Raw genomic sequence first — 26,627 nt, 5'->3', positions numbered from 1 at the left:
TAGCGGTCCGCCAGCACGTCGATGGGACAAGTGTTCTGTTACATGCCGAACAAAAGTGTGTGGTCCACGTAGGGGAACCCTGCTCCTGCGACTTCCACCCTTGCAGTAGCCAATTCTGGTCTAGTCCGGATGCATTTCCAGATGGCACGCCGCCAGCCCTGTCTGAAGCGTCGTCTTGACTGTCTGCGCCTCCGGCTCGGTGTGGCAATGCACCAATCCGTCATCGGCATACCGGCACCAGGGAAAATCAGGAAACGCTGGCCGGTGGAAGTGGCCCAGCGAAGGGACTGCCGTGAAGATCTCTGTGACACCACACTTTACGTTCCACCGCAATCACTTCACTCGCCCTCGGTCGATGGCTTATGCTTTGCAAGCAAGGTCAGGATGGTCTTTTCCGAAACCGGTTTCGACAAAAGCTTCATGCCACTGACGGTCACTTTTTTGAGCACAGCTGACGAGGTGTCCCCCGACCACAGGATCGCAGGGACCGAGGCGTCGGTAGCAGCGCGGACCGCCGCAATCGCGGCAACACCGTCCTCGTTTTTCAGCCGGTAGTCAGAAAGGATGAAGTGCGGACCACTCGCCAAGGCCTCGATGCGCAGCTGCTCGATGACGTCGCATGATGATTCTCCCGCCACGACGTAGCATCCATGCTCGATCAGGCGCATCGATATTTCGGTTCTCAAGTCGCTATTGTCCTCGATGATCGCCACTACCATATTGGTCAGGTCCAGGTCGCCGCTTTCAACCGTCTGAACCTCGAGCAACTCTGGCGGTATGCGTCCTGCGAAGGGGACCGTAACCGAAAAACGCGATCCCCGCCCTGGTGTCGAGTCCACGTCCAGTTTGTGACCAAGAAGGTTCGCGAGACCCTGAACTATGGACAGACCCAGGCCGAATCCCTTTTCACGATCCCTCTCGGGATTGTCGACCTGTACATAGCTTTTGAAGATATCCGCTTGTTTATCTTCAGGGATACCGATCCCGTTGTCCCAGACGCTTATCTTGACGAGGTTGCCCCGCCTTTGGCAACCCACCAGAATATGCCCCTTCTTTCCTCCCTGTTCGGAAGGCGTGTAACGGACGGCATTGGTGACCATATTTCGGATGATCCGGTCCAACGCATGACGATCCGTATGGGTCAGATAGGGCCGGCTATGGAGTCTTAACTTCAGCCCCTTCGCCCGGGCCAGCGGCTGCATATCCACGACTATGCCGTGCAAAAGGGAAGGCAGCACCACCTCCTGAATTTCTACACTCCAGGTGCCGGACTCGAGGCGGCAGATATCCAGTGTGCCGTTAATCATCCCTTCCATCGCATCCACTTGCCTTTGCGCAATCGAGACGTCTTCGGCCAGCCTGGTTGATTCAATGTTCCGCTCGATATAGTTCAACTTCAGGCCGAGCGTTGTGAGCGGCTGGCGCAAATCATGGCTTATCGCAGCGATAAATTGGTTCTTCTCCGCCATTGCCGCTTCGGCCTGCGATCGCGCCTCCTCGAGAATAATCTCTTTTATACGTGCGCGCTTCTGGTTGTAACAAAGAAACCATGCGATCAGACAATAGCCAATTAGTTGACCCATATACCAGTCAAATATTCCTGGCCGTTTAATCAACAGGAATTCTCCCACGCTAAATCCGAACGGGATAGTGCCGAGCACGAGTGAACCTAAAGTTGCACGAAGACTAGGTGCGAGCAGCAGAACAGTAAATGTATCGCCGATCAGTGTCAGCTCTAAGAAGCCAATCCTGCCGGAACCAATACCATGAACCTGGACTTGGACGGGGATTAACCCAAAGCTACCCGCCGCCCACCACACCGATGTCAGTATGACCAATGCAGCCCATGCCCAGTGCATCTGCTCGACCGCGTTGACGCCCGCGTGCTTTGGAAGCGCCATGGTATTTTTCAGTAAATATATTGCCATGGGAGCGGCCATCCCCCACAGTCCGAAGATCCAGACGACACGGAACAAAAGATAAATATCCGATGTCTTGATCCAATATCCAAATTCGAGCTCGAACACGCTTCCGAACAACACCAACGCCATCCAATATAGAGCTCGACGCGACAGTGATTCCAATAACTCGCGTTTAACGCGAAGATTCTGCCCGGCACTGAGTGCCGCAACCGGTCTCCGAACAAGATTCACAAATTCAACGAATCTGCGGCGCTCGATTTTGTGAGCCGTTTCGCTTGCGCTCAGTGATGTTCTGCGCCCGGACCTTTCGTCCGCGTCAGAATCACTTCGAGTTCGAGTACCGGACGCCATAGAAGGCCTCCTCGGAGTGTCACGTTCAGCGTAGCCCCATTGTGCTAGCGGTCCGCCAGCACGTCGATGGGACAAGTGTTCTGTTACATGCCGAACAAAAGTGTGTGGTCCACGTAGGGGAACCCTGCGGTAGATTTGTGCCCGCTGTGCCGGGCATTGGATGGAAGACCGTCTAAGCTGACAATCGAGCGTAAGTGTGCGGCCGGTGCGCGGCGCCACGCTGTACCAGCAACTCGCAGTTGTCCTGGCCTCGAGCACGGCTCGCCAATCGCGACATTGGGCACTCGCAGCGCTTGTGTCGCGTCGACCTGCATCCGTTACTCGGTGTGTGTCCCGTACTCTCAAGAAGTAACTGTAACGAATAGTCGCAAAGCGACACCGAACATTTGTTCGCCTATTAAGGAACATTTGATACCGAACATCGGATAACCGATTTAACTACAACTGACAAGGTTACACGGCGGAATAATGCAGCATAATTCGACACAAGGAGGACGTAATTCACCGCGCGATAATTCAAATTCTTCTCTTCTCGCGTGCCTGTTACGAGTACACAGGCGGCAACAGTGCGCCCTCTATTGCGCACCGGGCTTACCAGCCCACCGGCGGTCTTTCAGGTGCTCCTGGCACCTCGGACGCTACGCGCGGTATTACCGCGCCGTATCTTTCCCCACCTGGTAGAAAGCCAGGAAAAGCGTCCCCGCAACCGGGTCACGGCAGCGGACGAATTCGCCTTGCAGCGAATAATCTGACGCGCGTGTCGGCTGCTACGTCCTCTACCTATTTCAAAGCGGCCGCCTTAACTGAAGCTGATTTCGTAATGAAGGAGTTAAGCCATGAAGACGACAATTCTCGTGTCCGCAGCGCTCCTGGGCATTCTCTCGCTTGCGAGCGTAGCCCAAGCTCAGGATGCATCCGGGCAACAAGATGGGCAATCGGCATCGGCCAATGCTAGCAGTAACTCCGGGTATGGCGGTGTTTCCGGGAGCACCAGTGCAAGCGGCAGAATGGATCGCTCGGGGTCGGCTACCTGCGGTCATCAACCCCAATGCAACGCCGACAGTGGTCACTAAATATTGAATTTTTTGACTGAATCGGCAAAAGAAAGGGGATGAAGCTGACAAGCAGGTTCTTGAAAGAAGCGGCGGCCGTCGCGATTGTATTGCTGTCACTGAGCGGTGTGGCCCAGGCGCAGAACCACGAATGCACAACTGCGAGCCTGAAAGGCCCATACGGCGTCACAGTTCACGGAGAGGCGCTCGGCATCCTCACCGGAACCGCACCGAGTCAGGTGCTCCACCGGTATGCCACGCCCAATCTTGTTGACGGCCTTGCCCTTGCGAAATTTGACGGTGCCGGGGCCGGCACACAGATTGACTATGGAATACTCAACGGCACAGTCAGGCCGGGCTCGCCGTCCGATTCATTCCAGGACAACGAAACGCTCACGTACACCGTGTATGCGGATTGTACTGGCGAACTGCGACTCGATATTCACAATGGGAGCATGCTTGCGTAAAAAACCATCGTTGTTGACAACGGCAATGAGATGTTCGGTGTCACGAGCACTCAGCATATAGCGGGCGGCGCTCCCGCCCTTGATGGGACAAAATGTGACATGGGTTGCGAAGTCGCCATCCAGGCAAGCGCTCATTTTGTCAAGGTCAGCAAGGCGAACGAGCATTGAAGTCGTCTTACACCTAGCCGTCAAAGCGTGCACCTGGCATTCGCACGTGTGAGTGACGCGTGCAGTGATGCACGCCCGAGCCGTTGCGCACATTGCACGGTCGTCTCATGTGTGGTCGAGATGGCCCATCTCACATGGCTGGCGTCGACCGGTAAAATGACTGTACCCGCTCGGCTCACATCACCGAAAGCTGCGATCCGAAAACGTTTCCCTGCGCCAGCAGCTTTGTGGCGGCATAGCTCAGCGGGTACTACGGTTCAGGGTTATTCGACGCCTGCACTCATTCACATGGCTGCGAGTGTGCTGCGGCGCGTGTGGGCAGGCGTCGAATAACCCTTAACGTTCACTGCCTTTGCGGAACGGTCATAGCTTGCATTCATGCGAGGTGGCTGCTTTAGCCGCGCATTAAGGCCGCTGACCGGATCGCCCGCCAATGTCGACTATGGCCAATCTTCGGCCATCGCCTGTCCGACCCGCTTTGCCCGGTTGACTTGAAGGTTGTTCGGCGCCTGTCCAAATCTGCAAGATCAGACCGGCATTTCGACTGCGTTCAGTGAAAGGCTGAAGAGTCAACCTCGCAAATCGAAGGCAGACCTTGTGCGATCCCGACGCCGGAGAGATCAGCTAGTGACACTCGGCCGAATGGCAAAGCGTTTCCTCGCTACTGTTTCCCCGGGAATCGTGCACAACAAGGTGTCCATCGACTCACTTGCGCCCTCGAGTACGACGCGCCCATCGGCCTCCACCACATGCAGCGGTCGAGCCGAGAAATCAAGCCAGCGCACGTCCAGGCGACCTTGGAGCGATCGCCGCTTACGCCGGACGTGCTCGCGAAGGGCGGTCCGCTGGGTGAGCGTCAGTCCGTATTCGCCTTGCGTGCGAAATCCGTTTCCACGCGGAATGAACGGAAGAATGCTAAGTTGCCGTACGCCCTCGGTAAGGCAAAAATCCGCCATCCAGTCGAGGACCCAATCGCCGTCAGAGACAATTGTCGTTTGAACGGACGTGGGAATTCCGGCACGAAGCAGACAGCGGAGATGCTCGGTTGCGAGATCGAACGCAACTCGCCCCACAAGCGCGTCATGACGTGCCCGGTCGCCGTGCAGACTCACCTTGACCTGCGTCCCTGCGGAGCGCAAGACAGGTAATAAGCGCTCCGACAAGGCGATGCCGTTCGTTGTAAGTCGCGAGCCGCCGCCGCGCGACGCAACGTACGCCAGCAGTTCCGGCAAGGCTGGGTGAATGGTTGGCTCGCCGCCGCAGAAATGGATAACCCGAACGCCCTGTTTTGACAGCCAATCCAGACGTTGCATGAGGACCGCGGCGGGCGGATGTGCGCCATCAGGTGGCGCGAGGCAGAAGCCGCAACGCGCATTGCAATAGCGCGTGACCCTGAAGCAGACCATTAGCGGCAGGTGCAGGTTCATGGTAGAGGAGAATTGTCCGCAATCAGCGTTTGCGGCTCTCGCTGAGCATGTTGCAAAACAATGCTCCTTGCTCGAGTGCATCGTCAAGAGCGACATGGCTATGCGGCAGATCGTCGAACCAGCGTCTGGGCATTGCGCTTTTCGTGCTGCGACGATAGTCCTTGCGCAGAAGGACCATCGCCATCGTCTTTATGTCGAGCGCAGAGAAGCTGAAAGGGCTGCGGCCCACGAAGCGCATCAGATACCAGTACACGAACATGAAGTCAAAGGCCGCCGGATAGCCGACGAACACGGGCAACCCGGGCAGCCCCTCCAGCCATACGAAATAGTCGGTCATAACCGCCTGTGGCGGCCGTGGATTCGTGCGCGCAGCCTGCCAGGCCTCCTGATGCTGGCGCCACCAGTCGAGCGTGTCGGGGTGACCGCTCGCGCCGGGCAGGAGTTCGAGAGTTGCGGAAAATGTGCCGTGCAGTACCTTGTCTGCACCATACGCGGCGGACGCGAAGCTGAGCATCGAATGCGGGCCTGGAATCGGCCCGTCGACCTCGACGTCCGTGCTGACATAGATCTCAGTTTTGGGTTTGTCGCTCATCGTATGCTCGTTTCGTCGACGGCAGCTATTCGGTCTCGAAGCCGGCGTGTCACGGCGGCAGGTCCGCATTTGGCTAGCGCGGTGTTCCAATCTTTACATCGAGGGGGAGGTAACAGGCGATACACAGTTGCCTCGGACAGCAGTTGCATGTAGCGCTCCGCCGCGCGATCGCCGGGCGCGTTCGCATCGAAACCGAGCCACACGACACGCTGGGCGCAAATCTGTGGCAACCAGGGAGCCCAACGTCCGATGGTGGCAACACCGGGCCAGCCGCAAACTGCGAGCGAGAGAGCATCGAATATGCCCTCGACCAGAATGAGGCGTCTGGCCTGCCAGCCATCGCCGACACAGGCTACCCCGCCGCTCCGGCCGACCGTCAGCATCTTGTTCTGGCCACGCACGGTGGTGAGATAGCGGCCGTGCACCGACGCCAGTGCGCCGTCATGGTCATACAGGCCGACCAGTACGGCAGCCCGGCCGTCCCAATCGGGATCGAAGCGCATCCCGGCGGCGTCTGCGATATCGAGAGGGATGCCGCGACGCTCGACATACGCTTGACCGGGCGTGCCAGCGAGGGAAATCGCGCGCGCAATGCGCTCGTCCGGCAACTCGCCGGACCGCGGCATTTGCAGGTGATCGTTGCATCCAAACCAACCCATGGCAGTATGCATCGCGCGGCTCCCAAACAGGAACTGCAAGCGGCTAAGGTCTGAAACCTCAGTCTAGTCTAAATGCCGTGGTTATCCGTGCGCCGGCAAACGCGTCGTGAGCACAAAGTGGCTGACGAACCGACGTCGCTCTTTCAGCCCAGGCAACAGCCGTTGTGTTCGTCGCACTCGAAATTTCAGTCGACAACCTGCGCGACAGCGCTAGCGCAATGAAGACCCCTGACTTAGCAACGTACGCACATGAACAGATCCCCGACGCAATGCGACCTGTTTTAAGTCGCCATCCATTGACGCAACCGTTTCATAGCTGCGCGCGTTAAGGCTGCCGCGATAATCTGCGCCTTTTCACGGCAAACGCCTGAGTCGGGCGTCGCGTGATGGAAAGGGCGAAATTCGTAGGCTGATCGGCCCTGGCAAAGCTACGCATGTGGACGTGTCGACTTTCGATCACTCAGACCGGTCATTTGTCGCATGTAGCGTTCGGACGGCAATTCCCTGCAAAGATCAACGTGAAAAATCGGCCAAAAGCAGCCGTTCGTCTGTACCCGCACTCAGACATTCGGACGACTGCTTCGCTCAGTAAACGCCCGTTCGGCAGGCCCAACGTTTCGAGCGGGACATCGCTGGGTGCGGCTGACGCAACGTGTCCTATGATGGGTCGGGGCAGCAAGTTTTGAACTTGCGGCGTCCCGAATGCGGCGCCTTTTGTGCCTGCGCGCTCCCCCTGAAGACGGAGTCAAACATGCTACACAATGTACTGGCCGCCGCTCCGGCCATGGTCCTGTGCCTGCTGCTGCAAGGCATAGTGGTAGCCATCTGCCTGCGCCGGTACGCGCGCTTCCGGCGCAACGTTAAGAATCAGGACTTGTTATGGGTGGACGTCCTGCTATTGATAACTGTGATGCTGCTGACGTTGCTCTGCAATTTCGCCCAAATGGCAATCTGGGCTGCGTTGTTCATGTTCTTAGCGAGTTTTCCGATTTCGCCACTGCTCTGTATCACTCCGCGGTCAACTTCATCACGCTGGGCTACGGCGACATTGTCATGTCCAAGCAATGGCGCATGCTTGGCCCAATCGAAGCTGCCAATGGCATCCTTATGTTTGGAGTCTCAACCTCGGTGATGACGGCTGCGGTCATGGATGTGATTAAGTAGCATCATGCCCGGTTGCAGCAGGACTAGCCGCGAAAGCAAGCCCATGCCAGGTGGTGTCCGCATAGCGCCAGGCGAACGACGTATGGGGCCTGTAAATTCTTGTGCGCATCGACCGAGAAGCCAGCAGTTTCATTCCGAGTGGACACGAGGCTTCTGCGGCGCCCCGCGCGTTTTCGTGCAGTACGCGGCCGCAGGGCGCAGTGTACGGTCTCGCATTTCGCAGTTGTGTACGTCCTGGTCGAACACTGTGAGTAGTAGTTCAACGGTCCCGTTTGTGGGAACTGGCTGATCCTCTGGATATTGCGGAGCAGGAAGGGTGCAAGGTCGAGGCGATCCTCGTCGTTGTACTGGAACGCGTAGTTCCCGGCTTCGGGCGCCACTGGCAACTCCAGATTCCTGACACCGGAATGCTCGATCACGAAGCGCGCGCGGAGATCCAGCGCGTCGGCCGACACCTGTGGTTCGACGATCGCGACTGAATTGGAAAACACGTTCTGCATCCAGTACTTTGTGCTGTGCGGCGACACCGCCAGCGTAGCCGACAGCACGCGGATGTCGTGCGCGGCCCGCGGCCGGAACATTACACGGTGCGGGGAGAACTCCACAGGCTTGTTGTAGCGATAGGTTGTGGCGGGCTCGTGGCGTCGGCGAGCGATCCGGCCGAACTGCGCAGACTGGCCGCGAGACCTGACCAGGCGTTCGCGTGTGCGACGAATGCCTGATGTTCTACCCGACATTCATCGGCAGCAACACCATTTGGCGGCCCTGCAAATGAAGGCGCGTCTGTATTTCGACGGGCGTCTGATTATGAAGCCACGCCGTGAGGAAGTTGACCCGCTTGAAGATCAACTTGCTGGCGAAGCAGACGCTATTTGGAAACTCATCCATCGTCGTTTCGGCAAGCTTCATGAACTCGCCGATCGGATGCGTGCCGAAGGCAATCCGGTAATCGGCGGCGATGCCATGCCGGCGGCAATGCGCGACGTAGTAGTCGAGCGACGAAGTGATCGTCTGCCGCAGTTTCTCCAGATGCTCCACACCTTCATAACTTTGCGCATCCACTTCGCCGACGGCGAGAAAGATGATGTTCCTGAAATGTCCGGGGAACAGCCGGTTCACCCACAACAACGCATGCATGCTTGCGCCGCGGTGCTTGCCGACAAGCAGGATCGCGGTGGGCAACGACGGGTCGGGTTTGGCTGACGCGCTATCGGCATCGACTTCAGGCGTAGCACCCGCGAACAATGCGTCCTCTTTTGCGATCTGGGCGCGCGTATCGCTGTAGTGACGTTTGATCAGCACACACAGCGCGACGACGGCGCTTGTCACCAGCACCGTCAGCCATCCGCCCGCCGCGAATTTCTCGATCAGCGTAATGACGAGAACCGTACTCGTGACGGAAAGACCGAGCGCGGAAAACGCGAAGTGCCTTATCCAATGGCTTCCGTCGGCGCGATGTTTCCACCAGTACACGCACAAGCCAAGCAGCGACAGACTGAATGTCAGGAACACGTTGATGCTGTACAGCACGACGAGAACGTCTACGTTGCCGTGTGTCCAGAACAGGATCGCGAGGCTCGCGACACCCATCACGACGATGCCGTTCTGCCTCACGAGCCGTGTGGACAGATCGCGGAAGTGACGTGGCACCCACGAATCGGACGCCATGTTCGACAGCACGGCAGGACCATCGAGGAACCCGGTTTGCGCGCCCACCAGCAACAGTCCCGCTTCGAATGCCAGCACGGCGGCGAGCAGCGCGTGCCGTGCGAACGATGAACCCAGCCCGAGGTGATCGATCACGCTGCCGAATACAACGGCGTTCAATGTCTGTCCTTCGACGGGCGTTGCATGCCAAAGCATGTAGAGCAGGATGATGCCTCCCGCCGTGAACGCCAGCGACGTCGACATATAGAACATCGTGACCTTGCCGTTCGGCACGCGCGGCTCGGCCAGCATGTTGACGTTGTTCGATACGGCTTCGAGCCCGGTGTACGTACCGCCGCCGAGCGAGAACGCCCGCATCAGCAGTGCCGCAACGACGAGGGGACCCAGCGTGTGCGACATGCCATGCGCCTCGCCGACCGCGCTCGGAACGACCGAGGCGAGATTGCTGCCGTGCGCGGCGACGCCGTAGACGATCAACCCCAGATGCAGCACGACGAAGCCAAGGAAAATCGGCAGCAGTACGAGAATCGATTCGCGCATGCCGCGAAAATTCAGGCCCGTCATCAGGACGATCAGTATGAGCTCGGTCGAGAGCTTGAGTTCCTGCGCGCCGACGGGCAACAGGCTGAAGAATGCGTCGACGCCGCTAGCGAGCGATGTCGCCACCGTCAGCACATAGTCGACGAGCAGCGCCGCGCCCGATACGAGACCCGGTCGCGGGCCGAGCAGGGCGGTGGCAACGCGATAACCACCGCCGCCCGTCGGGAACAGTTCGATCACCTGGTTGTAACCCAGCGCAATGATGAAAACCGTCGCCGCCGTGGCGATAGCGAGGAATAGCGCAAGCGGCGTGTGTTGTCCCAATGCAAGGAACGCTTCTTCAGGCCCGTAACAGGAAGAGGACAACCCATCTGCTCCGAGTCCGACCCACGCAAGCAGCGGCGTGACGGCGATCGCATGACGGGTGCCGGGGTCGAGTGGATCGAGCGGCTTGCCGACAATCAGCCGCCACATCTTGTTCAGGGTAGCCATCGAGCCTCCCGTTTCATCGGAGCAGCCGTTCACGGCGGAGCACGAAGCATGGACCTGTGGCAGCGCCGTTGACGTGAGCGTATGAGTTGCAGCGCTGCGCGTCGTGGGAAAGCGAAGCGCCAACGGAGTCCGCCTGCTGTCGGATGACGTTCGTGGGGAGAAATTTAGGTCACCTTGACCTCATGCGCCAGTCGGCGTTACCCAGGTAGCGCCAGACGGTCACGGCATGTCAAAACGCTTACGACTCGCTTATGTTGTCTTTTCGATATGCGGCCGCCCGTCGAGTGGAGTCGAAGTTGTCCTTAACCGTGTGGCGCTGCAAACGGGAGCGTCTGTCTGCCGCTCTTTACGACATTTTTTCTTGCGGCGCTTCAATGACGAACCCTACACTTCGCGGGATCGGAGAAGCCAGAGGAAAGCAATGACCCGCACCAAGGCAGCAATGTTTTTCAGGGGAATGAGCAAGGTCATGTTCATCGCGATCGCAGTGAACCTGTTCCTGACGAACATCTTCGAATACCTGGCGCAGACGCTGGATCTCGGTCTGGACAATCAGGCAGTGACACTATTCAGTTGCTTGACGTGCGGACTGCTGACGCTATGGCTCCAGTCCGATGCGCGCCGTGCATTTGCACTCGCGCAGACCAACGGTTATGTTCGCGCGGAAGGCGAGAGCCGCGATGGCCTGCAGATCGCCGCCGATTGTCCCAAACGCTGGCTCGTCATCTTGCACGTTGAACTGAATTCCGCCGCCTTGCGCTAGCCGCACCGCCGCGCTGCACGACAAAGCGCGGCGCAACGCGGGTGCCTTATCCACCGCGTTTACACCTTTTTTACGCCCGCCGCCTCACTCTTGGCAAGGCGTTTACTCATTCTGGTCTACCGTTCAAGCCGTCCCCATCCGTCACGGGAGACCTTGCCAATGGACCTGTTCTATTTCCTTGGAATCGCGGCTTTCTGGGCGCTCTGTGTCGCGCTCACAGTGGGTTGCGACAAGCTGCGAAACCGCGCACCGGGAGGCCGTCCATGATCGCCTGGATGATGTGGCTGGCGAGCGCCGCCACGCTGCTCCTGCTCGCCTACCTCGTGTACGCGCTACTGCGTGCGGAGGATCTGGAATGAACGCCAACAACCTCTTTCAGACGGCCTTCTATATCGTCGTCCTGATTGGCCTCGCCATCCCGCTTGGACGCTATATGACGGCTGTGCTCGACGGCTCGTCCGTCGTCGTGCGCAAGGTCGGCCGGCCGGTCGAACATCTGCTGTATCGCCTCGCAGGTGTCGACCCGGAAGCAGAAATGTCATGGAAGCACTATGCGCTTGCCGTGCTGCTGTTCAACGCACTCGGCGCGCTTGCCGTCTATGGCTTCCTGCGGCTGCAGCAGTGGCTGCCGGCGAACCCGCAATCGTTCGGTCCGATGACGCCGGACGCGGCGTTCAACACAGCCGTCAGCTTCGTGACCAACACGAACTGGCAGGATTATTCCCCGGAGCAGACGGTCAGCTATCTGACGCAGATGATGGGCCTGACGGTGCAGAACTTCCTGTCGGCGGCGACGGGCATTGCCGTCGTCGTTGCGTTGATTCGCGGTTTTGCTCGCCACACCACGCAAACGATCGGTAACTTCTGGATCGACCTGACGCGCATCACGCTCTATGTGCTCGCACCGCTTGCGATCGTGGTATCGCTGCTGTTCATCAGCCAGGGCGCAATCCAGAACTTCAGATCCTATCAGGACGTGCCGACGCTCCAGGTGACCACGTATCAGGTGCCGAAGACCGACGCGCAAGGCAACGCAGTCAAGGACGCGAAGGGCAATCCTGTCATGCAGGACGTCAAGGCCGACAAGCAGACGCTCGCGATGGGCCCCGTTGCATCGCAGGAAGCGATCAAGATGCTCGGCACGAACGGCGGCGGCTTCTTCAATGCGAACTCCGCGCATCCGTACGAGAACCCGACGCCGCTGTCGAACTTTGTCCAGATGGTGTCGATGCTGATCATTCCCGCTGCCTTATGCGTGGTGTTTGGGCGCATGGTCGGCGACCGTCGGCAGGGCTACGCCATACTCGCGGCGATGACGATCGCCTTCACGGTTGCCGTGGTCGGCGAGATTTCGGCGGAGCAGGGGGGCAATCCGCTCTTCACGTCGCTGCACGTCGACCAGAGCGCATCCGCGCTTCAGGCGGGCGGCAATGCGGAGGGCAAGGAAGTGCGCTTCGGCATCGCGCAGTCGGGCATCTTCACGGTCGCGACGACGGCTGCATCGTGCGGCGCGGTGAACAACATGCACGATTCGCTGACGCCGATGGGCGGCTTCGTGCCGCTGCTGCTGATCCAGCTTGGTGAAGTGATCTTCGGCGGCGTCGGCTCGGGCCTCTACGGGATGCTGGTGTTCGCGCTGCTTGCCGTGTTTGTTGCCGGGCTGATGATTGGCAGGACGCCCGAGTACGTCGGCAAGAAGATCGAATCGTTCGAAATGAAGATGGTGTCGGTCGCGATCCTCCTGACGCCGTTTCTCGTGCTGGTCGGCACGTCGATCGGCGTGCTGTCGCCGCTGGGTACTGGCGGCATCGCGAACCCTGGGCCGCATGGCTTCTCCGAGATCCTGTACGCGTTCAGCTCTGCCGCCAACAACAACGGCAGTGCGTTTGCAGGGCTCTCGGTGAATACGCCGTTCTATAACTCGCTGCTTGGCATCGCGATGTGGTTCGGCCGTTTCGGCACGATCGTCCCCGTGCTCGCCATTGCCGGCTCGCTGGCGAACAAGAAGCGCATCGCCGCGACCTCCGGCACCTTGCCGACACATGGGCCGCTCTTCGTTGTATTGCTGCTCGGCACACTGGTGCTCGTCGGCGCGCTCACCTATGTGCCCGCGCTCGCGCTCGGTCCCGTCGTCGAACATCTGCTGATGATCGCCGGTCACTGATTTCGAGGTAAGCATGACTACTGCCAGACAACCGCCTGCCCACCGTCCGGACAATCTCGGACAGGCACGCACGGCGGCGCGTTCGATGTTCGATCCCGCGCTGGTCAAACCGGCGATCATCGATTCGTTCAGGAAGTTCGCGCCTCGCACGCAGTTGCGCAACCCGGTGATGTTCTGCGTCTATATCGGCAGCATCCTGACGACGATCCTGTGGCTTGCCGCGCTTGCCGGCCAGGCGGAAGCGCCCGCCGGCTTCATTCTCGCCATTGCGCTATGGCTGTGGTTCACCGTGCTGTTCGCGAACTTCGCAGAGGCGCTCGCGGAAGGCCGTTCGAAAGCGCAGGCTGCGTCTCTGCGCAGCGCCAAGCACAACGTGATGGCGAAGAAGCTCAACGAGCCGCATCCGAAGGCGCCCATCCGGATCACGACGTCGACGGATCTGCGCAAGGGCGATGTCGTGCTGGTCGAATCGGGTGACGTCATTCCCGCTGACGGCGACGTGATCGAAGGCGTCGCGTCCGTCGACGAATCGGCGATTACGGGCGAATCCGCGCCTGTGATCCGCGAATCGGGCGGCGATTTTTCGTCGGTGACGGGCGGCACGCGTGTGCTGTCGGACTGGATCGTCGTGCGCGTGAGCGTCAACCCCGGCGAGGCGTTTCTCGACCGGATGATCGCGATGGTCGAAGGCGCGAAGCGTCAGAAGACCCCGAACGAGATCGCGTTGACCATTCTGCTTGTCGCGCTGACGCTCGTGCTGCTGTTCGCGACGGCGACCCTGCTGCCGTTTTCGATCTTCGCCGTCGACGCGATGAAGGCGGGCCATGTGGTGACGATCACGGCGCTTGTCGCGTTGCTCGTGTGCCTGATTCCCACGACGATTGGCGGGCTGCTGTCCGCCATCGGCGTGGCGGGCATGAGCCGGATGATGCAGGCGAACGTGATCGCAACGTCGGGCCGCGCCGTCGAGGCAGCGGGCGACGTCGATGTGTTGCTGCTGGACAAGACGGGTACGATCACGCTCGGCAACCGGCAGGCGTCCGCCTTCGTTCCCGCTCCGGACGTGTCAGAGCATGACCTTGCCGATGCGGCCCAGCTCGCTTCGCTCGCCGACGAGACGCCCGAAGGGCGCAGCATCGTCGTGCTTGCGAAGCAGCGTTTCAATATCCGTGAGCGCGACATGGCGTCGCTGCACGCGACGTTCCTCGGCTTTACCGCGCAGACGCGGATGAGCGGCGTCGATCTGCCAAACCGCGAGATCCGCAAGGGCGCTGCCGACGCGGTGCGCAAGTACGTCGAAGATCATCGTGGGCGCTTCCCTCAGGAAGTCCAGAAAGCGGTCGACGATGTCGCGCGCCGCGGCAGCACGCCGCTGGTGGTGGCCGAGAAAGCTGGCGGCCATGACGACGAAAGCGGCGCCGCGCGTGTTCTGGGCGTGATCGAACTGAAGGACATCGTCAAGGGCGGCATCAAGGAACGTTTTGCCGAACTGCGCAAGATGGGCATCAAGACCGTAATGGTGACGGGCGACAACCGTCTGACGGCAGCCGCGATTGCAGCCGAGGCAGGTGTCGACGATTTCCTCGCCGAAGCTACCCCGGAAGCGAAGCTGACGACGATCCGCTCGCACCAGGCCGAAGGCCGCCTTGTTGCGATGACGGGCGACGGCACCAACGATGCGCCCGCGCTCGCGCAGGCCGACGTCGCCGTGGCGATGAACACGGGCACGCAGGCAGCAAAGGAAGCGGGCAACATGGTCGACCTCGATTCGAATCCGACCAAGCTGATCGAGATCGTCGAGATCGGCAAGCAGATGCTGATGACGCGCGGATCGTTGACGACGTTCTCGATTGCGAATGACGTCGCCAAGTATTTCGCGATCATTCCGGCCGCGTTCGCGACGACCTATCCGCAGTTGCGCGTGCTCGACGTGATGCACCTCACGTCGCCATCGTCGGCGATCCTTTCGGCCGTGATCTTCAACGCGCTGATCATCGTGGCGCTGATCCCGCTGGCATTGAAGGGTGTGAAGTATCGCCCGCTCGGTGCTGCTTCGCTATTGCGCCGCAATCTGCTGATCTACGGGCTGGGCGGCATTCTGTTGCCGTTCCCGTTCATCAAGCTGATCGACATGTTCATCAACGCGATGGGCTGGTCATGATTGACCCGTGCGACCTTGCCGGATGGGCGTTGCGTATAGCCCGTCCGGCCTTTCTCAACCGATATGGCTTTGTGAGTCAACGATCATGAAGAACGCATTGCGACCCGTGCTGGTGCTGTTTGTCGCATTGACGGTGGTCACGGGCATCGTTTATCCCGCCGTCGTGACGGCTGTTGGCCAGGCGGTGTTTTCACATCAGGCGAACGGCAGTCTCATCGAGACGGGCGGCAAGGCTGTGGGCTCGGAAATCATCGGGCAGCAGTTCGATGCGCCGTACTACTTCTGGGGACGGCTGTCGGCCACGACGCCGAACCCCTATAACGCGCAAGGCTCGAGCGGCTCGAATCTCGGCCCGACGAACCCGGCGCTCGCCGACGAGGTCAAAGGGCGTCTCGCCGCGCTGCACGACGCGGACCCGGCGAATACTGCGCCCGTGCCCGTCGATCTCGTCACGTCGTCGGGCAGTGGTCTTGATCCGGAGATCACGCCGGCAGCGGCAGCGTATCAGGCAGCACGCGTCGCCAAGGCGCGCGGCCTGTCCCGCGAGCAGGTCGACGGGTTGATCGCGCAGAACACGTCGGGGCGGCAGCTCGGCATATTGGGCGAGCGTCGCGTGAATGTACTGAAGCTCAATCTCGCGCTCGACGACGTCAAGCCGATGCACTGAGTTTCACGGAGGGTCGCACGCATTCCACGCGTGCAGCACGGCTGCAATGACGGGATAAATCGCAGGGGAGACGCGCGATGAACCGACCCGATCCCGACGAACTGCTCGACAGGATCCAGCGCGACGAAGAAAAAAGCCAGCGTGGCCGGCTCAAGATCTTCTTTGGCGCATCGGCCGGAGTCGGCAAGACGTTTGCGATGCTGCAGGCCGCGAGGCGCCGCAAGGAAGAAGGCGTCGACGTCGCGGTAGGGATCGTCGAAACGCATGGACGCAAGGAGACGCTCGCACTGATCGAAGGCCTGGAGGTCATTGCGCCGGCACGGATCGAATATCGCGGGCGGCTGCTCGCCGAGTTCGATCTCGATGCCGCGCTCGCGCGCAAGCCGCAACTGATTCTCGTCGACGAGCTTGCGCATTCGAACGTCCAGGGTTCCCGGCATGTGAAGCGTTGGCAGGATGTTCAGGAACTGCTGGATGCCGGCATCGACGTTTACACCACGGTCAACGTCCAGCATCTCGAGAGCCTGAACGACGTGGTCGGACAGATAACGGGCATCCGCGTGTGGGAAACCGTCCCTGACCGCGTATTCGATCTCGCCGACGAGGTGACGCTGGTCGACCTGCCGCCGGAAGAACTGCTCGACCGCCTGCGCGACGGCAAGGTCTATATGCCGAAGCAGGCGGAACATGCCGTGCGCAACTTTTTCCGCAAGGGCAATCTGATCGCGCTGCGCGAGCTGGCGTTGCGCCGCACGGCCGACCGCGTCGATGCGCAGATGCGCGAGTACCGTGCCGACCAGTCGATCGAGCGGATCTGGCAGGCGCGCGAACGCATCATCGTCTGCGTTGGCGCCGGCCCGGAGAGCAGCAACCTCGTGCGCGCGGCAGCGCGCCTCGCGTCAAGCCAGAAAGCGGACTGGCTTGCCGTCTATGTCGAGACACCGAAGCTTGCGCGGCTGCCTGATTCGATTCGCAAGCGCACGCTGGACGCACTCAAGCTGGCATCCGAACTAGGTGCGGAGACCGTGACGCTGCAAGGCGACGACGCCGCGCAGACCATCATCGCCTATGCGCGCATGCGCAACGTATCGAAGCTCGTGGTGGGCGCGTCTTCTGTGAGCGGGTGGCGCGCGCGCCTCAATCCGTCTGTCGCGCAGCAAATGGTGTGGTCGGCTCGCGATATCGATGTCACGCTGGTCAATTCCGGCGCGGTGCGCGAAGCCGCCGAACGGCACGATGCCATGCGCGGGTTTGCTGGCACAGGCACAGAAGCGCGTGGCTCGCCGCCCGCTTCTTACGCCTATGCAGTCGCGATCTGCGCGGTCATTACGGCAATCTCAAGCGTGCTGCTCAGCCACATCGCGCTGACCAATCTCGTGATGCTGTATCTGCTCGGCGCCGTCTTCACGGCTGCGCGCCTGGGGCGAGGGCCGGGCGTGATGTTTTCGTTTCTCGGCGTGGCGGCCTTCGACTTCTTTTTCGTGCCACCGCGCATGTCGTTCTCGGTCTCGGATACGCAATATCTGCTCACATTTGCGGTGATGCTGATGACGTCGCTGACGATCAGCCACCTGACGGCGAGCCTAAAGCGTCAGGCACACCTTGCGACGCTGCGAGAACGCCGCACAGGTGCGATGTTCGCGATGACGCGCGAACTGGGTGGTGCGCTGATGACCGACCAGATCATCGAGATCGGCACACGCCATGTGAGCGACGTGTTCCAGGCGCGCATGGCCATTCTGCTGCCGGACAGCGCGGAGAAGGTGCGGCCCAAGGTCGAAAATCCCGATCCAGCGATCACGCTCAACGACGCCGATCTCGATCGCGATATTGCCCAATGGGTCTATGACCAGCAGAAGGCCGCCGGTCATGGGACGGACACGCTGCCGGCCGCATCGGCGCTGTACTTGCCGCTCAAGGCGCCGATGCGCACACGCGGTGTGATCGCGCTGGTGTCCGCACGGATGGAGGAGTTTGCGGTGCCAGAGCAGCGTCGCATGCTGGATACGTTCGTCGCGCAGATCGCGCTTGCGCTCGAACGGGTGCACTACGTCGAGATCGCGCAGGATGCGCTCGTCAGCATGGAATCGGAGCGTCTGCGCAATTCGCTGCTGTCTGCGATTTCCCACGACTTGCGCACGCCGCTTACCGCGATTGTGGGTTTCGCATCGGTGCTTGCCGAACAGGGCGCCGCTGTGTCGGGCGGCCCGAAGGCGCTGGAACTCGCGGAGGCGATCCGGGACGAGGCGCTGAGGATGAATGGACTGGTCGTGAATCTGCTCGACATGGCGCGTCTGCAGGAAGGCAGCATGCGGCTGAACCGGCAGTGGTCGTCGATCGAAGAGGTAGTCGGCTCTGCGCTGGCCGGCTGCAGGCGCATCCTCGGGGATCGCGAGGTTCAGGCACGCGTGCCGCCCGACCTCCCGCTCGTGCAACTCGACGCCGTTCTGGTGGAGCGGCTCTTCGCGAACCTGCTCGAGAACGCGGCCAAATATACGCCCGCTGGTACGCCGTTGAGTATCGATGCATCCGTGTTGCAGGAAGAGGCGCATCGATACGTGCGGGTCGAGGTCTCCGATAGTGGTCCGGGTTTGCCGACTGGGATGGAAGCGCGTGTGTTCGACAAGTTCACCCGCGGAGAAAAGGAGTCGGCCAAGCCAGGGATCGGGCTGGGTCTTGCGATCTGCCGTGCGATTGTCGAGGCGCACGGAGGCCGGATCGGCGCGTCGAACAGGACGGACCCGAATGGGCATGTGCTGGGCGCGACATTCTGGTTCGTGCTGCCCGCAGACGACAACCCGCCCGTCGAAGGCGAGCAGCCAGAGCCGGCGAGCGCGGCAGTGGCGGCTGCGCTGCCTGCGAACACGTCGCAGGAGCGTGCATAGCACAGGTCATGGCAGAGCCCACCGTTACCATCGTCCTGATTGAAGACGAAAAACTCATTCGGCGCTTTGTGCACGCATCGCTGGAAGGTGAGGGCATGCGCGTTGTCGAAGCCGGGACGGGGCGCGAGGGCCTCGCGATGGCGGCCAGTTCCCGGCCCGACCTGGTGATCGTCGACCTCGGGCTGCCGGACATCGACGGGATCGAGGTGATCCGTGTGTTGAGGGACTGGTCCGCTGTACCTGTGATCGTTCTCTCGGCGCGTACCCGTGAAGAAGACAAGGTTGGCGCGCTCAATGCTGGGGCCGACGACTACCTGACCAAGCCGTTTGGCGCGCCTGAACTGATTGCGCGTATCCACGCGCAGTTGCGTCGTCAGCGTGGCGGCGTCACGCGCGAAACGTCGAAGATTTCCTTCGGCGAGGTGCTGGTCGACTTCGATGCACGGCTGGTGGAACGCGACGGCCACACGATCCATCTCACGCCGATCGAGTACAGGCTGCTTTCAGCGCTGGCGCATCACGCCGGCCGCGTGTTGACGCACCGGCAATTGCTGCAGGAAGTCTGGGGACCTGCGCATGCGGAGAACGCGCACTATCTGCGCATCTACATGGGACATCTGCGTCAGAAGCTGGAGCGTGATCCGGCGCAACCCGTCTATATCGTCACCGAGCTAGGGGTGGGGTATCGGCTTGTGGGCGTCAGGTAGTCGACAGGCCGCCAACGCCCCAGGCGATTGTTGTCCAATGTCGACGTACGCGGCGGGAACCTGACGCCGCTGGATTTTGACGGCATTTTTATGCCCGTGGTCCAAAGCTTTTCGGTGTCTTGACGTGCTGCGTGCTGCAATGGATAGCAGGGGATTATCATCTTGTCGAGGTTGAAGATGTTGAGGCTGCTCATTCCAGTGCTTTGCCAGACGGGCGCACTTGAAGCTGCGCGCCACGCAGCGTTTCTCTTTGCCGAAAAATGCGTGGCGCAGGTCGAACTGATCGAGGTGCTGGAAGAAGTGGGAGAGGGGCGCACGGTCGCGTTTCAGTCGCGCTCGACATTGCGACGGCGTGAGAAGCTGTCGATGCGCGATGCTCTGATCCGGACTTGCGCGGTACTCGATGATGCCGGCGTGCCCTATACGTGGAAGCGTGTTTTTGGCCCCCCTGAAAAGACCATTGCCGCGTATGCCGCGACGAACCGCGCTGATGTCGTCGTGCTCGACGCAAGCAGTCTCGGCTTCTTCCGAAGATGGGGCATGCTAGCGAAATTGTGGCGCCTGAGTCCCACGCCCATCACGGTGCTGCATTGACGGGCGAGGTACCGCAGCCGTCGGGCCTCACGACGGATGGACCTTCCACAACTTCAACGTGAAATGCACTACTCAAGCACGCTGACACAACAAGATCTTCCGTCGGGGGCTTCGCCGTGACGGTCGACGATTTCTGGAACAACAGCTTGTCGTAGCGTTTATTCAAGATCTGCCGGAATAGTGAATTTCCAATCGCAATCGCACGCTCCCGTCGCATTGTTTGACACGCCCAGCGGAATGCGCCCCTGCTAAACTCGTCCCGATTATTCCTTGAGTAAGCCAATCATGAAGAGTGGTTCAAAAGGTGGCCTTGTCTACTCCACCGATGGCGGGCGGATGTGTCCCGAATGCAGACAGGTGCTCGCGGAATGTGTGTGCAAGGCGGTTGCCAGGACGCAGCCGGTAGGTGATGGCGTGGTACGAGTGACTCATGTGACCAAGGGCCGGGGCGGGAAAAGCGTGACCATCGTTAAAGGACTGGCGCTCGATCCTCTTGCCCTGGCGTTGCTAGGCAAGCAGTTGCGCACGGCCTGCGGTTCTGGTGGAACGGTCAAGGATGGCGTGATTGAAGTACAGGGTGATCATTGCGAGCGGATCATCGAAGCGCTCAGAAAGGACGGCCACAGCGCGAAGCGGGCCGGGGACTAGTTGCTTTAATGAGCGGCGACACGAAGAGTTTGATGGAGCGCGTGCGGCCACAACCGGTCATTCTCTGGCGGAGTGCGGATGCCTGATCGTGCGGTTCGCCCGATAGAATAGAGGCCGGATAAAGACCGGTGACCAACCGATGCTCCACTGGCCGCATTGCGCGCCGGCGCTTGCGACCTCCTTGCCATTCTCCGATTCAATCTACATGTGAAGACTGCTACCCTCGAAGAACTGCGTGACGGGCAACTCGCCGGTGCACGACAGATCAAGCTCGCTTGCGGGTTGACCGACATGCCACGCGAAATCTTCGATCTCGCCGACACCCTGGAGGTGCTCGACCTGTCGGGCAATGCGCTCACATCGCTGCCGGATGATCTGGCGAAGCTGCGCCACCTGCGCATCCTGTTCGCCTCGGATAACCAGTTCACCGAGTTGCCGGCCGTGCTCGGCGATTGCGAATCGCTGAGCATGGTCGGCTTCAAGGCGAATCGCATCCGGCACGTTTCGGGGCGCGCGCTGCCGCCCCAATTGCGCTGGCTCATCCTGACCGATAACGATATCGAAACGCTGCCTGCGGAAATCGGCGAGCGTCCGAATCTGCAGAAGCTGATGCTTGCCGGCAACCGGCTGCGGTCGCTGCCCGAGACGATGGCCGCTTGCAGCCGCCTCGAACTGCTGCGCATTTCGGCGAACCGGCTCGACGCCTTGCCCGACTGGCTGTTGCGCCTGCCGCGGCTCGCGTGGCTCGCCTACGCAGGCAATCCGCTGAACGCAGCGCGCGAGCAGGTGGCGCTCGCCGATGCGCCGGTGCCGGAAATCGACTGGCATACGCTCGCGCTTGGACAAACGCTCGGGGAAGGGGCATCCGGCGTGACGCATCGCGCGACGCGTCTCCTGAGCGACGGGCATCCCGTCGAGGCGGTCGCCGTCAAGCTTTTCAAGGGCGCGGTGACGAGCGACGGTTTGCCGGAGCTCGAAATGTCCGCCTGCCTGCAAGCCGGCCAGCACCCGAATCTCATCCCGGTGCTTGGCAAGATCACGGGGCATCCGCTCGACGAGCACGGCCTCGTGATGAAGTTGATCCATCCGTCGTTCGGCAATCTCGCGGGGCCTCCGAGCCTCGACTCCTGTACACGAGACGTCTATGCGGACGAAGTACGGTTCGACAAGCCGGTTGCGTTGCATATCGCGCGCGGAATCGCATCGGCGGCGCAGCATCTGCATCGGCGCGGGATCATGCATGGTGATCTCTACGCGCACAACATCCTGCATGACGGCGCAGGGCACGTATTGCTCGGCGACTTCGGCGCGGCGTCGCGCCACGATATCGATGATCGCGCAATGGCGCTGGCGCTCCAGCGGATTGAGGTGCGCGCGTTTGGCTGCCTCCTTGAAGAACTCGCGCAACGTTTGGCCGGAGAGGCCGATGACCTCGCTACCGGGTTCGATGGGCTGATCGAAGACTGTTTCCGCGAGCGCGTCGAGATGCGGCCTTCCTTCGATGAGATTGTCGAGCGGCTGTCTGCGTTGAGCGTTTTAGCGGAGCAGGCGGCGCTGCGATTGTCGGATAACGGGCCCATCCGGCCATGAGGGAATTCAGCGTGCGAGTCCGTCGCGACCTTCAGTAATCGTCGTTCGACGACGCGAACATACGGGGAAGCCGCTCGATGAACGAGTGCAATGCAGGCCACAGCCATTCTGAATCGGCATTTGCTTGTTGCCGGCGAGACGCATTGTCCCTGATGCTTTGCAGGTCGTCTCTTCGTCGTTGACGCGATCGCGTCGGACGTGCGTTGCCACGCTGGGGGTATCGTGTCCGCGGCCCGGCGTGGGACCGTGTCCGGGCAGTTGCAGTCTTTCATGCTTTCACTTCGACGGACACTCGTGGGTCTCTTTCGGGGCAGGATTCGGCCTTTCATGGGCGCAGATTACTGACGTTTCATCTGTCAGTGAGACTCGCGTGACGTCAGGCGAAACATGGCTGGTGCGGCCCCCAATCAACTAAACTGGACCGTAGATTTGGCGCATTTCTGTGCGCGCGCTGCGAAAGGCCTGTTTGCCTGTGACATCAGGAGGCGCGCGATCGTCCCATCGATACCACTGCACCCCGGGATCCCCGCGAAGAGGTGTCTTGATGAACCGCATCGTGATGCAGATGCTGGCCGTCATCTTCGTCAGCTGTGTACTGGCGGGCTGTACCGCAGTCTCGTCAACGGCTTCCGTACCCGGATACCGGAATCGCGCCATGACACGCGCCGAGGGCGGCATCCAGGTTTCGACCGCCGTGCTGTCGCCAGAGGAAAGCGCAGCGGTGTACGGTGTCCCGCTTGCCGACAGGAAAATCCAGCCCGTCTGGATCGAGGTCGAAAACCGCGAGGACCGCAACTACTTTCTCCTGTCGCCCGGCATGGATCCGAACTTCTTTCCTGCGTCGGAGGCGGCCGAGGCGTTTGCTGGCACTGCTTCACACGACCAGCGGGCCGACCTCGACCGCCGCTTCCGTGATCTCGCTTTTCATAACCCCGTCCGTCCAGGAGAGAAAGTCGCGGGTTTTGTCCTGACCAATCTCAACGAAGGTGCGAAGCTCGTACAGATTGACCTCGTCGCAAAGGAGCGCGCCCGGACGTTTTCCGTTTTCGTAGCCGTACCCGGGTTTGAGGCCGACTACAAGCGCAGCCAGGTATTCAAACGCATTGTCGATCCGCAAGAGCCCACCGTGAACTACACGGATGACGCGAATTTCCGCGCAGCGCTCGAAGCTCTGCCATGCTGCGCGACAAACGAGGACGGCTCGAAGAATGGCGACCCGCTCAACCTGGTGATCGTCGGCAGCCTCGACGACGCCTTCCCCGCACTTGTCCGGCGGGGCTGGAGCCTCACGGAGCAGAAATGGTCCGGCGCGATCAGCCGGATGATCAGCGCGGCACTGTCCGGCGAACCGTATGTCAACGCACCCGTGAGCGACCTTTACCTCTTCGGGCGCGCACAGGACCTCGCCTTGCAAAAGGCGCGGGGCGACATCCACCAGCGTAACCATATGCGCCTGTGGCTCAGCAACATGCGTTACCACGACAAACCCGTCTGGGTAGGACAGATCAGCCGCGATATCGGTATCCGTCTGACCTGGCACTCGTCAACGTTCACCACACACAAGATCGACCCGGACGTGGATGAAGCACGCACCGCGCTGACCGAGGACATGGCGTATTCGCAGACTCTCATGAAGATGGGTCTCGTGACGGGCGTGGGTGCCGCGCTGGAAAGCGCGCCACGCGAGAACCTGACGACCGATCCGTATTACACCGATGGCTATCGCGTCGTCCTGGTCTTCGACCGCACGCCGAGGTCGCTGTCGGACATCGAGGTCTTTCCATGGATCACGCCGCACAGGGTCATGCACGTCAGTCCCGGAGCGAAGCCATGAGGATTTTGCAGACCTTGCATCGTGCACTGCTCCATGCGGGGCACGCGCTCTGCCTCGCGCTTGCGCTGGCCAGCTGTGCGACATGGGATGCCCCGCCTGAGGCCGACGATGGGCCGCTGCGTCAGCGTGAGGTCAGTGCCACCAGTCACAACGTGCGCGTGAGTGCAACGGTGCTCGGCAGTGAAGACAGCAAGCTGATGTATGGCGCCGACGTCAACAGGACGGGAGTCCAGCCGCTATGGCTCGAAGTGCAGAACGGGACATCGCAGGCGCTGTGGCTGTTGCGCTCGGGTACGGACCCGGACTACTTTTCTCCTCACGAAGTAGCATGGTCCATGCATACACCGTTTGGCGGTGCAACCAATACGCGCATGGACGATTATTTCCACGACCTCGGATTCAGCAACCCGATCCCACCGGGCGCGACACGGTCGGGCATCCTGTTCACCAACCCCGATCAGGGCATCAAGCTCGTCAATGTCGATCTGTTGGGAAACCAGACGCTGATTCCCTTCTCGCTTTTTCTGCGCGTACCCGGCGGCACGGTGGATCCGCAGCTCGCGCAGATCCCTTTCCCGTTCCCCGAAACCGCGATCACGGACTACCAGGACCTCGCGTCACTGCGTGCTGCACTCGAACGGTTGCCATGCTGCGCCACCGACGCGAGCGGGACGGTTCAGGCCGACCCCCTGAACGCCGTTGGGATCGGCCAGCTCACCGACATCGGGGCGGCGTTGGTGCGGCGAGACTATCGGCGTGACGCGCGCGAGTCCGACCTCGCGCAGCGGGTCTTCGGGCGGGAGCCGGACTTTGTCATGCGCAAGCAGGCGCAGGCGGGCGCGCCTGCGACGTGGATACGGGGATGGCTCGCCCCGATCCGCTTCCAGGGGCAACTGGTCTACGTCGCGGAAGTTGGCCGCCCTGTCGGCGGGCGCTTTGCGCCACGCGGCGAAACGCAGCTCACCCCGCACGAGAACGTTGACGAGGCACGCAACTTTCTCACCCAGGACCTGATGTACTCGGGTGGTCTTGACAAGCTCGGATACGTGAACGGTGTTGGCGTGGCATCGGCTGCCCATCCCCGTACAACGCTCGATGGCGCGACCTACCATACGGACGGATTGCGCGCGGTCGTGTTCTTCGCGACCCGGCCGCGCAGCCTGTCGGATGTGGAGTTTCTCGACTGGGTGCCCTATCTGGACGAGCCGGATACCCGTCAACCTGGAGCAACCGGCGATGCACGTCAGTGACCCGAACCGGACGCCGTCGCTCGTGTTATCAGGACGGCAGGTTTGCACGCTTTACTTGTCTTGGTCGGCTATCTAATCTTCTATCAAATAGGCGGCGATAGAGGGCGAGATGCGATGCCTAGCCTTAGCATTATTAGTATTATCTGTCGCTGGCATCGCCCCGGCTGCGCATGCACAATCGACATCGCCGTTTTTCAGGTCGACACCGCAGCAGGATGTGACGACCAGGAATGCGATAGTTGATCTGATTGCTAACGAAGATCAAGAAAAAGCGAGCAATCTGAACGAGCTCCGAGCGCTGGCTCCGACAACGGCACTGGATCAGTCCGGCCTGAGACTACCCACCACGCGACCGGTTCTGGTGTCCCGACCGTGACCACTTCCGCATGTCACACACTGATCCGCGTGAGGATCTGGTCGGCGGCGTTGACAAAAAATCCGACGCGATTTACGTACGCGAGATATTCCAGATCCTTTCGACGCACTATGTCATCGGTAAGGCAACCGATGAGATAACGCCAAAGGCACAGCTTACCTGCGCAAAAGGCAAGATCCTGCCGTTCGTGTTGAACCCGCCGGACAAGACTATCGGCCCGCTGCCGCTGATTCCGCGCATGAATCAGAAGATCGACTGGAGCCACACATGGGATGGCTCGAAGTCGTCGCTGACAATTGGCGATCCCGCTGAATTGATCCGTGATCAACTGACTCGGAGATTCAAGGAAGCGGGAACCTCGCTTGGCATTCCGGAGTATCCGGCGAAGAATTGGAAAGTGGACCAGGTTGGAAAAAGGGTTGAAGGGGGGTGGTGGGGGCGTGGCCCTGCTTGCGCATGCCGCCCACGCCGACACCTGTGTTGACC

Annotated in this window: 20 protein-coding genes and 1 pseudogene; 15 read left to right on the top strand and 6 right to left on the bottom strand. The window is 60.7% G+C overall.

The genetic code is table 11. The annotated features are described in order from the left end of the window. Positions 1-338: 338 nt before the first annotated feature. Positions 339-2,273 carry a HAMP domain-containing sensor histidine kinase gene (locus tag H1204_RS25205; protein WP_180731261.1) on the bottom strand — a complete coding sequence of 645 codons (1,935 nt, stop codon included), beginning with the start codon at positions 2,271-2,273 and terminating at the stop codon, positions 339-341. A gap of 1,111 nt (positions 2,274-3,384) precedes the next feature. On the opposite strand from H1204_RS25205, the gene H1204_RS25200 reads away from it, so the two are divergent. After that, positions 3,385-3,792, top strand: a complete 408-nt coding sequence (locus H1204_RS25200) for a hypothetical protein (RefSeq protein WP_180731260.1) — start codon at positions 3,385-3,387, stop codon at positions 3,790-3,792. Between the two features lie 788 nt (positions 3,793-4,580). On the opposite strand, the gene H1204_RS25195 is transcribed toward H1204_RS25200, so the two are convergent. The 3 genes from H1204_RS25195 to H1204_RS25185 are packed head-to-tail and all read right to left on the bottom strand — an operon-like array spanning position 4,581 to position 6,605. Continuing rightward, complete coding sequence (locus tag H1204_RS25195) at positions 4,581-5,387, bottom strand: radical SAM protein (protein ID WP_180731259.1); 807 nt, start codon at positions 5,385-5,387, stop codon at positions 4,581-4,583. Positions 5,388-5,409: 22 nt separating this feature from the next. Beyond that, a complete protein-coding gene (locus tag H1204_RS25190) occupies positions 5,410-5,979 on the bottom strand; it encodes an exonuclease (protein ID WP_180731258.1) in 570 nt (189 codons plus the stop codon). Further along, positions 5,976-6,605, bottom strand: a complete 630-nt coding sequence (locus H1204_RS25185) for a toprim domain-containing protein (RefSeq protein WP_180731257.1) — start codon at positions 6,603-6,605, stop codon at positions 5,976-5,978. The genes H1204_RS25190 and H1204_RS25185 overlap by 4 nt, the downstream gene beginning before the upstream one ends. A gap of 784 nt (positions 6,606-7,389) precedes the next feature. Between H1204_RS25185 and H1204_RS25180 the strand changes: the two are divergent. Continuing rightward, positions 7,390-7,802: pseudogene (locus tag H1204_RS25180) on the top strand (potassium channel family protein). 23 nt (positions 7,803-7,825) lie between these two features. Here H1204_RS25180 and H1204_RS25175 read toward each other — a convergent pair. Together H1204_RS25175 and H1204_RS25170 are read right to left on the bottom strand one after the other, a co-directional pair. Next, positions 7,826-8,539: a transglutaminase N-terminal domain-containing protein gene (locus tag H1204_RS25175; RefSeq protein ID WP_180731256.1), complete on the bottom strand. Its 714-nt coding sequence runs from the start codon at positions 8,537-8,539 to the stop codon at positions 7,826-7,828. Further along, positions 8,529-10,502 carry an APC family permease gene (locus tag H1204_RS25170; RefSeq protein ID WP_180731255.1) on the bottom strand — a complete coding sequence of 658 codons (1,974 nt, stop codon included), beginning with the start codon at positions 10,500-10,502 and terminating at the stop codon, positions 8,529-8,531. The genes H1204_RS25175 and H1204_RS25170 overlap by 11 nt, the downstream gene beginning before the upstream one ends. A 469-nt stretch (positions 10,503-10,971) precedes the next feature. Here H1204_RS25170 and H1204_RS25165 point away from each other — a divergent pair, with 469 nt between their 5' ends. The 13 genes from H1204_RS25165 to H1204_RS25105 all read left to right on the top strand — a co-directional run bounded on the left by H1204_RS25165 (position 10,972) and on the right by H1204_RS25105 (position 26,625). Further along, positions 10,972-11,265, top strand: a complete 294-nt coding sequence (locus H1204_RS25165) for a hypothetical protein (protein ID WP_243468667.1) — start codon at positions 10,972-10,974, stop codon at positions 11,263-11,265. 263 nt (positions 11,266-11,528) lie between these two features. After that, positions 11,529-11,624 (top strand): potassium-transporting ATPase subunit F, encoded by a 96-nt coding sequence (locus H1204_RS25160; RefSeq protein WP_198001226.1) that lies wholly within the window; start codon positions 11,529-11,531, stop codon positions 11,622-11,624. Then, positions 11,621-13,429, top strand: coding sequence for a potassium-transporting ATPase subunit KdpA (gene kdpA, locus H1204_RS25155; RefSeq protein WP_180731253.1), 1,809 nt, complete (start codon positions 11,621-11,623; stop codon positions 13,427-13,429). Before H1204_RS25160 ends, kdpA begins: the two co-directional genes overlap by 4 nt. 13 nt (positions 13,430-13,442) lie before the next feature. Continuing rightward, the gene (gene kdpB / locus H1204_RS25150) at positions 13,443-15,590 is read left to right on the top strand and encodes a potassium-transporting ATPase subunit KdpB (RefSeq protein WP_180731252.1); all 2,148 of its coding nucleotides are present in this window, start codon (positions 13,443-13,445) and stop codon (positions 15,588-15,590) included. An 85-nt stretch (positions 15,591-15,675) separates the two neighbouring features. Beyond that, complete coding sequence (kdpC, locus tag H1204_RS25145) at positions 15,676-16,257, top strand: potassium-transporting ATPase subunit KdpC (RefSeq protein WP_180731251.1); 582 nt, start codon at positions 15,676-15,678, stop codon at positions 16,255-16,257. 77 nt (positions 16,258-16,334) lie between these two features. Then, positions 16,335-19,142: a sensor histidine kinase KdpD gene (locus H1204_RS25140; RefSeq protein WP_180731250.1), complete on the top strand. Its 2,808-nt coding sequence runs from the start codon at positions 16,335-16,337 to the stop codon at positions 19,140-19,142. 8 nt (positions 19,143-19,150) lie between these two features. Next, the gene (locus tag H1204_RS25135; protein ID WP_180731249.1) at positions 19,151-19,849 is read left to right on the top strand and encodes a response regulator; all 699 of its coding nucleotides are present in this window, start codon (positions 19,151-19,153) and stop codon (positions 19,847-19,849) included. Positions 19,850-20,026: 177 nt separating this feature from the next. Next, on the top strand, positions 20,027-20,443 hold the full coding sequence (locus H1204_RS25130; protein WP_180731248.1) for a universal stress protein: 417 nt from the start codon (positions 20,027-20,029) through the stop codon (positions 20,441-20,443). A 285-nt stretch (positions 20,444-20,728) separates the two neighbouring features. After that, positions 20,729-21,091, top strand: a complete 363-nt coding sequence (locus H1204_RS25125; RefSeq protein WP_180731247.1) for a translation initiation factor Sui1 — start codon at positions 20,729-20,731, stop codon at positions 21,089-21,091. A 207-nt stretch (positions 21,092-21,298) separates the two neighbouring features. Continuing rightward, positions 21,299-22,681 carry a protein kinase gene (locus H1204_RS25120; RefSeq protein WP_274608214.1) on the top strand — a complete coding sequence of 461 codons (1,383 nt, stop codon included), beginning with the start codon at positions 21,299-21,301 and terminating at the stop codon, positions 22,679-22,681. A 544-nt stretch (positions 22,682-23,225) separates the two neighbouring features. Then, positions 23,226-24,515 carry an LssY C-terminal domain-containing protein gene (locus H1204_RS25115; protein ID WP_180731246.1) on the top strand — a complete coding sequence of 430 codons (1,290 nt, stop codon included), beginning with the start codon at positions 23,226-23,228 and terminating at the stop codon, positions 24,513-24,515. Beyond that, the gene (locus H1204_RS25110) at positions 24,512-25,765 is read left to right on the top strand and encodes an LssY C-terminal domain-containing protein (protein WP_180731245.1); all 1,254 of its coding nucleotides are present in this window, start codon (positions 24,512-24,514) and stop codon (positions 25,763-25,765) included. Before H1204_RS25115 ends, H1204_RS25110 begins: the two co-directional genes overlap by 4 nt. A 386-nt stretch (positions 25,766-26,151) precedes the next feature. Then, entirely contained in the window at positions 26,152-26,625 is a 474-nt protein-coding gene (locus tag H1204_RS25105; RefSeq protein WP_243468666.1) for a hypothetical protein, read from the top strand. The last annotated feature ends 2 nt before the right edge of the window (positions 26,626-26,627 follow it).

It is taken from the genome of Paraburkholderia sp. PGU19, from assembly GCF_013426915.1.
In the GTDB taxonomy this organism is placed as follows: domain Bacteria; phylum Pseudomonadota; class Gammaproteobacteria; order Burkholderiales; family Burkholderiaceae; genus Paraburkholderia.
This window is presented reverse-complemented; position numbering and strand designations above follow the sequence as displayed.